The sequence below is a fragment of the Sinanaerobacter sp. ZZT-01 genome (genome assembly GCF_035621135.1).
Taxonomy (GTDB): Bacteria; Bacillota; Clostridia; order Peptostreptococcales; family Anaerovoracaceae; genus IOR16.
On the sequence record NZ_CP141728.1, the window covers coordinates 859,607 to 870,757 of the forward strand.

Annotated in this window: 6 protein-coding genes, 1 tRNA gene and 1 rRNA gene; 2 read left to right on the top strand and 6 right to left on the bottom strand. The window is 40.1% G+C overall.

Features of this window, described 5'->3' with window-relative positions:
* Positions 1–249: 249 nt before the first annotated feature.
* The 3 genes from U5921_RS04305 to U5921_RS04315 all read right to left on the bottom strand — a co-directional run bounded on the left by U5921_RS04305 (position 250) and on the right by U5921_RS04315 (position 2,506).
* A tRNA-Ala gene (locus tag U5921_RS04305) sits at positions 250–325 on the bottom strand.
* 126 nt (positions 326–451) lie between these two features.
* A 16S ribosomal RNA gene (locus U5921_RS04310) occupies positions 452–1,971 on the bottom strand.
* 412 nt (positions 1,972–2,383) lie between these two features.
* Positions 2,384–2,506 carry a hypothetical protein gene (locus U5921_RS04315; RefSeq protein ID WP_324825237.1) on the bottom strand — a complete coding sequence of 41 codons (123 nt, stop codon included), beginning with the start codon at positions 2,504–2,506 and terminating at the stop codon, positions 2,384–2,386.
* A gap of 637 nt (positions 2,507–3,143) precedes the next feature.
* Between U5921_RS04315 and nhaC the strand changes: the two genes are divergently transcribed.
* Positions 3,144–4,601: a Na+/H+ antiporter NhaC gene (nhaC, locus tag U5921_RS04320; RefSeq protein WP_324825238.1), complete on the top strand. Its 1,458-nt coding sequence runs from the start codon at positions 3,144–3,146 to the stop codon at positions 4,599–4,601.
* A gap of 101 nt (positions 4,602–4,702) precedes the next feature.
* Here the strand turns inward: nhaC and glmS are convergent, their stop codons facing one another.
* A complete protein-coding gene (gene glmS, locus U5921_RS04325; RefSeq protein ID WP_324825239.1) occupies positions 4,703–6,532 on the bottom strand; it encodes a glutamine--fructose-6-phosphate transaminase (isomerizing) in 1,830 nt (609 codons plus the stop codon).
* 334 nt (positions 6,533–6,866) lie between these two features.
* Between glmS and U5921_RS04330 the strand changes: the two genes are divergently transcribed.
* Entirely contained in the window at positions 6,867–7,919 is a 1,053-nt protein-coding gene (locus U5921_RS04330; protein WP_324825240.1) for a threonine aldolase family protein, read from the top strand.
* A 191-nt stretch (positions 7,920–8,110) separates the two neighbouring features.
* On the opposite strand, the gene U5921_RS04335 is transcribed toward U5921_RS04330, so the two are convergent.
* Together U5921_RS04335 and glmM are read right to left on the bottom strand one after the other, a co-directional pair.
* Positions 8,111–9,583, bottom strand: a complete 1,473-nt coding sequence (locus U5921_RS04335; RefSeq protein WP_324825241.1) for a Na+/H+ antiporter NhaC family protein — start codon at positions 9,581–9,583, stop codon at positions 8,111–8,113.
* 206 nt (positions 9,584–9,789) lie between these two features.
* A complete protein-coding gene (gene glmM, locus U5921_RS04340; protein WP_324825242.1) occupies positions 9,790–11,139 on the bottom strand; it encodes a phosphoglucosamine mutase in 1,350 nt (449 codons plus the stop codon).
* Positions 11,140–11,151 lie beyond the last annotated feature (12 nt).

Genomic DNA, 11,151 nt, shown 5'->3' on the forward strand with positions numbered 1-11,151 from the left:
AAAAGACTGTCTTAGTTTTTACTTTATTTTTTTGCCTTTGTCTTACTTGCTTGACTATGTTCCGCCGTAGAATTCTACAAACTAAAGTTTGTGAATTCCTGACGAAGCACGTTCTAACATTTCCTACGGAAACGTAAGACAAGTGCACTTCGATTTCGTCTTAATTTGAATTTTAAGATTTACATTGTTCAGTTTTCAAGGTACGTTCGGTTACTTGCGCAACCTATTTCTCTGTATAACAATACAAAGTGGTGGAGAATAAGAGGATCGAACTCTTGACCCCCTGCGTGCAAGGCAGGTGCTCTCCCAGCTGAGCTAATTCCCCATACTAGTTTGCTTCATTTCTATTGTAAATGATAAGCAAACGGACACAACGAATCTACAAATCTTCGATTTGCACATTTCAATTGTTTTATATAAACTCATAGTGTAGAAATTGTAGTCTCCTTAGAAAGGAGGTGATCCAGCCGCACCTTCCGATACGGCTACCTTGTTACGACTTCACCCCAGTCATTGATTTCGCCTTAGGTAATCTATTTCTCGACCAACTTCGGGCGCCCCCAACTTCCATGGTGTGACGGGCGGTGTGTACAAGACCCGGGAACGCATTCACCGCGGCATTCTGATCCGCGATTACTAGCAACTCCAACTTCATGTAGGCGAGTTTCAGCCTACAATCCGAACTGGGACCGGTTTTAGAGTTTTGCTCTTCCTCACGAATTTGCTTCTCTCTGTACCGGCCATTGTAGCACGTGTGTAGCCCAGAACATAAGGGGCATGATGATTTGACGTCATCCCCACCTTCCTCCGAGTTATCCCCGGCAGTCTCACTAGAGTGCCCAGCCGAACTGCTGGCAACTAATGACAAGGGTTGCGCTCGTTGCGGGACTTAACCCAACATCTCACGACACGAGCTGACGACAACCATGCACCACCTGTCTCCTCTGCCCCGAAGGGAAGCCTCGATTAAGAGACGGTCAGAGGGATGTCAAGTCCTGGTAAGGTTCTTCGCGTTGCTTCGAATTAAACCACATGCTCCGCTGCTTGTGCGGGTCCCCGTCAATTCCTTTGAGTTTCACACTTGCGTGCGTACTCCCCAGGCGGAGCACTTAATGCGTTAACTACGGCACCGAAGGATCGCTCCCCCGACACCTAGTGCTCATCGTTTACGGCGTGGACTACCAGGGTATCTAATCCTGTTTGCTCCCCACGCTTTCGTACCTCAGTGTCAGTTACAGTCCAGAAAGCCGCCTTCGCCACTGGTGTTCCTCCTAATATCTACGCATTTCACCGCTACACTAGGAATTCCGCTTTCCTCTCCTGCACTCAAGCCATGCAGTTCGTAAGGCTAACAATGGTTGAGCCATTGCCTTTCACCCCACGCTTACATAACCACCTACGTACTCTTTACGCCCAATAATTCCGGATAACGCTCGCCCCCTACGTATTACCGCGGCTGCTGGCACGTAGTTAGCCGGGGCTTCCTCCAAGGGTACCGTCATTTTTTTCTTCCCCTTGGACAGAGCTTTACGACCCGAAGGCCTTCCTCGCTCACGCGGCGTTGCTGCATCAGGCTTGCGCCCATTGTGCAATATTCCCCACTGCTGCCTCCCGTAGGAGTTTGGACCGTGTCTCAGTTCCAATGTGGCCGATTACCCTCTCAGGTCGGCTACTGATCGCTGCCTTGGTGAGCCGTTACCTCACCAACTAACTAATCAGACGCAGGCCCATCTCATACCGATAAATCTTTGACGAAAGTGTCATGTGACACTCACATGTTATGAGGTATTAATCCCGGTTTCCCGAGGCTATCCCTCTGTATGAGGCAGGTTGCCTACGCGTTACTCACCCGTCCGCCGCTTTCCTCTCACTCATTCGACCGAAGTTTCATTCGTGAGCTTCTCGCTCGACTTGCATGTGTTAGGCACGCCGCCAGCGTTCATCCTGAGCCAGGATCAAACTCTTAATCAATTTGGTATCTAAACGTTCCTTTCGGAACCTTCAAATCTAGCTCAGCTAAACGCATTGCGTTTTGCTTGGTTTCATTTTCATAATTGCTCGAACCCCTAACAAAATTCGTTTCACAAATTTTAGTAGGTGTCGTACAGAAATCTCATCAACTTTAGTTGATAGAGATTTTTCAGTTACGAATCTGAAATTATTGTTTTTAAGAAATTGTACGAAGATCCATCCAATTTATTGAATGTTTCTTACCAATCTTTTGCAGATTGTTTTTGTACTTAAGTCTTTTTCGTCTCTGTCAGTTTGCACTGTTTCGACGTTTGAGATTTATTTAAAAATCTCTTGACTCAATTTCTACACTATGGAGTTTTCAAGGTTCATCCCTTTCTTCTTTTATGCCGAGCATACTTTCCGAAAGGTCTCAGACTGAAAAATGTTTCAAATTCTTTTGTCCATCTTCTTCGTCCGATGCACTATTTTCAAGTGCTGCTCCGTGTTGACGGAACTTTTTTAGTATAACCCATTTGCTTGTCTTTGTCAACATCTTTTTCATCTTTTTCAAACTTTTTTCGATGTTCTCACGAATCTTATCTCGCGTGACAGCTATAATAGAATAGCAAATTATTTATATTCTGTCAACAGTTTTTTTGATTTTTTTACCTTTATCTCTAAAGTCTTCTTTATTCAAGATACCCTTAAAAATTTTTCCTACTATTATATATAGTATATTTCAATACTTTTTTATAGGTATTTTTTTATAAAGATTACCTATAGAAGCAATTCCTTATTCCCTTTCTTCTTTAATATTATCCAAATTCGCTGTATTAATACAATGAAGATGAGACATATTAGATACTGATGAACTTAACTTGCATTATTTATATTCTCACTATTTTGACTATTCAGTTTTTTTGCTTTGATTTTACGAATATTTCAGAAGGCTTAAAATATTTATATATAAATAAGAAAATATAACATGGTGATTCGCTGGTATAAAGTTTTTTGTTTCCCCTTAACCCTACTATTTTAGCCATTTTCACAACTATCAAAAGAAACTGATAATTCGATATATATTGACAAATCAATTAATTGTAGTATACTATTTATGTTGGTGGGTCCTCAACATATTTTACTTATTTTATCTTATCTTATCTCTTTTTATCTCAAGGAGGAAAAAAACTATGGGTAAAAAAATTCCTATGTGGCAGATTGCAATTGTAATGCTTATCACTATTGCACTTCTGATTTATTCCATCGTCTTTACCGGTTACGGTGAATTACACATTCCTTTAATTATCGCAGCAATGGTAGCAGCAGTTGTATCTATTTCCAATGGTTGGAAATGGAGTTTCTTAGAGCAAGGTATCATCTCTAGTATTTCCCGTTCCATGCAATCTTGTTTAATTTTATTAACTGTAGGTATTCTTATTGGTGTTTGGAAAGCTGCCGGAGTTATTCCGGGAATGATTTATTACGGCTTAAACATCATCTCTCCGGGAATCTTTCTAGTAACAGCTTGTATACTTTGCGGCATCGTTGCACTTGCAATCGGAAGCTCTTGGTCCGTAGCAGGTACTGTAGGTGTTGCTATGATTGGTATTGCAGTTGGTCTTGGTATCAATCCGGCAATGGCAGCTGGTGCAGTTGTATCCGGTTCTTACTTTGGTGACAAAATGTCTCCATTATCTGATACAACAAACTTAGCACCAACGGTCGCAGGTGCTACTCTGTTCGATCACATTCAGCATATGGTTTGGACCGTTACTCCTTCCTTACTCATTTCGCTTGTTATCTATGCAATACTCGGTATGGGAAAAGGCAGCGGTGACGTAGACTTGAGCCTAGCTACCACCTTACAGGATGAAATCCTAAATGAATTTTCAATTTCTCCAATTCTTTTAATCGCGCCGATTCTTCTGATTGCGATTGTAGTACTAAAAGTTCCGGCACTTCCTGGTTTAATGGGAGGAATTATTGTTGGACTTATCTTTATGGTTACTATGCAAGGGATACCTGTAAATGAATGGTTCGGAATTATGCACTATGGATACGAATCGATCAGTGAAGTTGCTCTAAATGATGATTATACCGTAGCTGACCTTCTTGGCGGCGGCGGCATGTCTTCCATGCTATGGACAGTAAACTTGATTTTATGTGCAATGACCTTTGGCGGTATCATGGACTGCACCGGCATGCTAGCTGCTTTAGCAGAAGCACTGTTAAAGGTAGCAAAGAGCACAGGTGCATTAGTAACAGTTACCGTGTGCTCCTGTATCTTTGTAAATATCATCGCTTCTGACCAGTATCTCTCCATCATTCTTCCTGGACGTATGTATAAAGAAGCATTTGAAGACAAAAAACTGAAGGCGAAGAACTTGTCCAGATGCTTAGAAGACTCTGGTACAATTACCTCCGCATTAGTACCATGGAACACTTGCGGTGCTTCCATGACAAAATTCTTAGGTGTTGATACCTTTGCATATGCACCATATGCGTTCTTAAACTGGATCAACCCACTGGTATCTATTTTCTACGGATTTACCGGAATCTCTATGGAAAAGATGACAGATGAAGAATATGAAGCTCTATTGGAGCAAAGAAGACTAGATGCAGAGATTGCTGCAAAATCGATAGAATAATCTCTAATTCTAACAGAACGCAATAATATATGATATAAAAATTAAGGACCTATAAAAGGACGGTGAAAAAATCACCGTCCTTTTCATTTTATTTTTTTATTCTATTCAACAGTAACACTTTTAGCTAAATTTTTAGGTTTATCAATGTCGCATCCTCTCAGTTTTGCAATATAATATGCCAGCATTTGAAGCGGGATTACGGACAACAATGGCGTAATTTCATCCATGCATTCTGGAATATAAAATACTTGATTGGCCTGCCTTCCCATCTCCTTATTGTTTTCCTTTGCAAAGCCAACCACATAGGCACCTCTTGCTTTTACCTCTTGAATGTTTGATAACATCTTCGCAAACAATGCATCCTGTGTTGCCAATGCAATTACCAGCGTATCTTGTTCTATTAAAGCAATCGTCCCATGCTTTAGCTCTCCCGCCGCAATTGCAAACGAATTAATATAGGAAATTTCCTTTAGCTTCAATGACCCTTCATAAGAAACTCCTACATCTGCACCTCGGCCAATAAAGAAAACCTGCTCTCTCTTATATAGTTCTTTTGCCATATTTTGAATTACTTTTTCTTGTTTTAATATTGTTTTTATTTTATCAGGAATCTCCTTTAATTCTTCCAAATAACGAGTATACTCTTCAATAGGCAGACAGCCTTTGGTCTTTCCCATATATAATGCAATCAAATACATACACATTAATTGCGTTGTATAAGCTTTCGTTGAAGCAACAGCAATTTCAGGTCCTGCCCACGTATAAAAAACATCATCCGATTCTCTTGCAACAGAACTTCCCACTACATTTACAATAGATAAGACTCTAGCGCCTTTTCTTTTCGCCTCCCGCAATGCGGCCAGCGTATCTAAGGTCTCTCCTGATTGGCTGACTGCAATGAATAACGTCTTATCATCAACAAAAGGATCTCGGTAACGAAATTCAGAAGCCACATCTATTTCAACCGGTATCTTTGCAAGCTTCTCTATGATAAATTTACCAACCATTCCTGCATGGTAAGCAGTTCCACAAGCAACGATGTAAACCTTATTAAAAGACTCTATGTCATCTTTCGTCATGGTTATTCCGTCTAAATTGATCTCGTTATTTTCACCCAGGCGTCTGGTTAACGTCTTCAATATCCCTTTTGGCTGTTCGTGTATCTCTTTTAACATAAAATGATCGTAGCCTTCTTTTTCGGCAGCGTCTGCATCCCATGTCACATGAAAAACTTCACGTTTTACTTCTTGCCGTTCTGCATTATAAAGCGTCACTTTATTTTTTGTCAGCACTACAGTTTCATTATTCTCAATTAGATAAATCTCACGAACATGCTTTAGCAAAGCTGGTATATCCGAAGCAATAAAATTGCTCCCCTTTCCCAAGCCTACAACCAATGGACTATCCTTCCGTACTGCAATCAATTTGTCTGGCTCCTTGCTGCACACAACACCTAATGCATAAGCTCCTCGCATCTTATCAACAGCTTCGAAAACCGCATCAGTCAAGTCACCCTTATAGCATACCTGAATTAAGTGGGCAATCACTTCTGTATCTGTTCCTGATGTAAAAACAATTCCATGCTCTTTTATCAGCCATTCCTTTAATTCTACAAAATTTTCCACAATGCCGTTATGAACAACTGCTATCGTTTTATCCATACTGACATGGGGATGCGCATTTAAATCGGATGGCTCACCATGCGTTGCCCATCTCGTATGTCCTATACCAATTGTGCTTTTAAAATTATAATCGGCAATTGCATCCTCTAAATTTGATATACGCCCTTTATACTTGTGTATTTCCAGTTCTCCCTTTTCATAAAGTGCAATTCCAGAAGAATCATATCCTCTGTATTCTAATTTCTTTAATCCATCTATAATAATATCGCAGGCATTTTGATCGCCCACATATCCTACTATTCCGCACATAATTTGTGCCCTCCTATTATTTCATATCATACTGCGGTGCTTTTGTTCCAGCAGTCGCCTGCAGGTTTTGTTTCACCGTTAAGGATTCCCAATTGAACCCCAGGGGCATCCGCCGAATATTCGATACTCCCCTGACCTCGTCAGCTTGCATTTGAACACAAGCTCTGGCGCTTTTTAAAATTTTTTTTAATTTCCTCCTTTCTCTTATCTATAATATTATATAAAAAAAGGCATAAAAATGCCAGCGATTTATTACGACCTATAAATCTCCTTCGCGATTTTCTTCTAAATATGATATACTTATTCCATAAAATTGCTATGGAGGGATTCATTTATGTATAGTTTTATTTGCGATTACAGCGAAGGGGCACATCCTAATATCTTAAAATCACTGGCCAGCACTTGCTATGAACAAAACGAAGGATATAATTATGATCGGCACTGTATAAATGCTGCAAATCTAATTAAAAAAGAGATCAATCATGAAGATGTAGATGTTTATTTTCTTCCAGGCGGAACTCCGACCAATCTAATTTCAATCGCTGCTTGTTTACGTTCCTATGAAGCAGTCATTGCACCAAGTACCGGTCACATCGAAGTACACGAGACAGGTGCAATTGAAGCCACCGGGCATAAAATTCTCTCTGTTAAAACACCAGATGGAAAATTGACGCCTTCACATATTCAAGAAGTCTTAGATGGTTTTGAGGACGAGCATACAGTTCGAAGAAAAATGGTCTTTCTCACAAACCCAACGGAAAACGGCACCATTTATCTAAAATCAGAATTACTGGCAATCCGCAAAATATGTGATGAGAATGATATGTATCTTTATATTGATGGTGCACGCTTGGGAAGTGCAATCATGGCGGAAGGGAATGATGTCAAAATGGAAGACCTTCCTAAAATTGCAGACATCTTTTATATAGGCGGAACAAAAAATGGTGCACTGATGGCAGAAGCTTTGATCATCGTAAACGAAAAAATCAAGCCGGATTTTCGCTTCCATATTAAACAGAGAGGGGCCTTGACTGCGAAAGGAAGTGTACTGGGAATACAATTTGAAGAATTAATGCGGGACAAGCTGTATTTTAAATTAGCAAAACATTCTAATGATATGGCCCAAAAAATGGCAAGAGAATTTGAACGATTGGGTTTTACATTTCTGACAGATTCACCAACAAACCAAATATTTCCAATTATTCCAAATACAATCATTACCGAATTGGAAAAGTCTTATCAATTCTATGTATGGCAGATCATCGACAAAGATCACAGTGCAATCCGATTGGTCACATCTTGGGCAACTCCTGAAGAAAGGATCAATGAATTTCTTAAGGACTTGAATCAACTCGCTCAATCCTTGCACATGATTAAAAATTTATAACTAATTCCATACTGAAAACTCCCTCCAACATACGGTTTAGGGAGTTTTTTTTATAATTTTCTTTAGAAAAAAGGGTATATTTTATTTATATATATCTAATTGTTTTATGTAAAAAAAGCATAGGATTATTTCTAACCCTATGCTTCTAAAGAACGATAAGAATCTATCTTTTCTTTTATTCAAAACGACTATTAACGCTCTGCCATTCCTTGCTTCATTTTTTTCTTCAGCTGAACCTGTGGTTCTCTAGGAAGCCTGAATAATGGAACGAAACGATCCCATCCGGTCAATGTTAAGATCATAATGGACAACACAGCCGTCATTGCCATAACGTTATATTTAATAATGTCAAACGCTGCAATTTCTTGAAGCGGATATACTGCAGATGCAATTCCTAAGTAGAAGCCCATGTATACGTGCCAAGGAATTAACTGAGAACCAAATACGCCAAGAGCATCCGAGAAAGTTGCATTTCTCAGCTTAAGCTTGTACATATCTTCTTCTGTTTCTGCGACTACATTCTCATCTACCAAGTCTTTAATGATCGGTCCTACCGTTACAATCTGTGCCATCTCATCTGCCAAGCATGCATTGCCAAGTAAGGACAGAACGCTGTTGCAGAACATCAACTGTCTAACATTATGAGATATTGCAGATACAAGCCTGGAAAGCGGTGCAAATGCTGCTATTTTTCTCATGATACCGCCAAATGCAGCAACCCACATCATCATAACAATTACCCAAGAACCAGCTTCACCGAATCCATCCATAATCATTTTTAAGTAATCCATCGTACTGGTAACTGTTCCGGCAAAGAGTCCTAAAACATACGCAGAAAGTAGACCAGTTCCTAAGCAAAGGAATGTTGAAAATCCTAAAATTGCAGTCACGATTACCAAGATTAAAGGAATAATCATATACACAGGAACACCTGCTTGTACCTGATTCAATAAGTCCACCGCAGCCGGTCTTTTCTCAGCCAATGCAGTCCAAACTTCATCCGGAATCTGGCTGATAACCGCACCAGCATTTGTCGATTCGTTTGGAAGTCCTAAAGTAAGACCTATCACGAAAGTAATCGCTGCCGCAACTACTAAAGAACCGATTGACCAAACACCCTGATGTCTGATTCGGTCAATAACCTCTACACCTTGGATACCGGAAGAAACTACAGTCGTATCCGAAATCAATCCGATGTTGTCTCCGAAGCAGGCACCGCCGGCAATTGCAGCGGTTGTTAAATATAAATCCCCGCCTACAATATGGTTTAACCATAAGAAAATTGGTGCGCATGCCGCAAAGGTTCCCCAAGAAGTTCCCGTAGCAACGGACAATATTGCCGTTACAATAAGTCCCACCATCGCTACTGTTCTCGCAGTTACTCCTAAAGATAATGCGACGTTTACAATTGATGCTCCTACGCCAGTTGACATAAATGAACTTGCCATAGCATAAGCAAACATCAAGATAAAGAGTGCAACCAAAATTTTGCTCACACTTTCCATTGCAGCATCAATACAGTCTTGAAACTTCAGCTTGTCTGTCAGCATAGCAATGAGGATCGCAGCGATCGTTGCGATCGGAGCCGCAAGTAAAGCATCGAACCCGCATATCATAAGAGCTGCAAGAACAATAACCGGTAAGAATTTGATTAAAGCTTTCATTTTTACCCTCCTAGTAAAAAATAAGATAAAATACCACGCCACGCCTATTTAGACACGACGGTTCTTCCATAATAACACAGACTTCGACACTTTATCAATAGTAATCTTAATGTATATTTTTGTAATTAACTGAAAAAACCGACTAAAGTCATTTTTAGTCGGCTAAAAATTCAAAAATTGCATGTTTAATATCTATAATAAAAAAATTAAGAAAGAAATTTTGTTATTAATGTTGCCAAATCTTCTGCTAAAGTTGTAATTTGCTCGATGTTTTCTCCTTCAAGCATAACACGTACAAGCGGCTCCGTACCCGAAGGGCGGATTAAAACTCTCCCTTTCCCTCCCATTATTTTTTCCATTTTTTCTATTTCAGATTTAACTTCCGGATGTTCCATATAATTCTTTTTATGTTCATTTTTAATTTTTGCATTTTTTAATATCTGCGGGTATATTGTGATTTCCTTCGAAAGTTCTGAAGGTTTCTTCCCTGACTGCTTAATGGCCTGCAACAGCTGCAATGCTGACAAAATGCCATCTCCGGTTGTAGTATGATTTAAAAAGATAATATGCCCAGATTGTTCGCCTCCAATCACGCATCCCGTTTTCAGCATACTTTCCAACACATACCGATCACCTACTTGCGTCGTCTCTACTTTTGCACCGATGCTCTCAATTGCCTTATGAAAACCAATATTACTCATAACGGTTGCAGTTACCAGATGATCCTTTAGCTTTCCGGCCTTCTCCAACATTTTTGCACAAATGTAGATCATTTGATCACCATCCAGTATTTTCCCTTTTTCATCCACTGCAATTAAGCGATCCGCATCTCCATCAAAAGCAAGACCAATATCTGCCTTTTCTCGAATAACCGCAGCTTGCAGTTTTTCCGGATGTGTAGACCCGCATTTATCATTAATATTATGCCCGTTGGGTTCATTAAACAGCACTGTCACTTTTGCACCAAGTTCACGAAACACACGCTCAGCAACTTGATAAGCAGCCCCATTTGCACAATCAATGACAAGCTTCATCCCCACTAAATTCACATCTACCGTACCTTTTAAGAACTCTGCATATAAAGACAGCGCGTCCTCGTTTGCCTCCAAGGATCTTCCCAAAAGCTCTCCTGTGATATTCGTATGCACGTCAGTATTTCTCAGTATGATGTCTTCAATTTCGTCTTCAATTTCGTCATCCAATTTAAACCCATCGCTGTTAAAGAACTTAATTCCATTATATTCGAAAGGATTATGTGATGCAGATATAACAACACCTGCATCTGCATGAAAATAACGAACTAAATATGCAACTGCAGGAGTTGGAAGCACACCGATTTTAATAACATTTCCACCCATTGCTAATATGCCAGCACTGATTGCATCCTCCAGCATGTCACCGGAAACTCTGGTATCTTTCCCAATAATAACAACCGGGCGCTGTCCCTCTTTTCCCAAAACATAAGCTCCGGCTTTTCCTAAACGAAAGGCCAATTCCGGTGTTAATTCAGAATTAGCAATCCCTCTCACTCCATCCGTCCCAAATAATCTACCCATCTTCAATTCTCC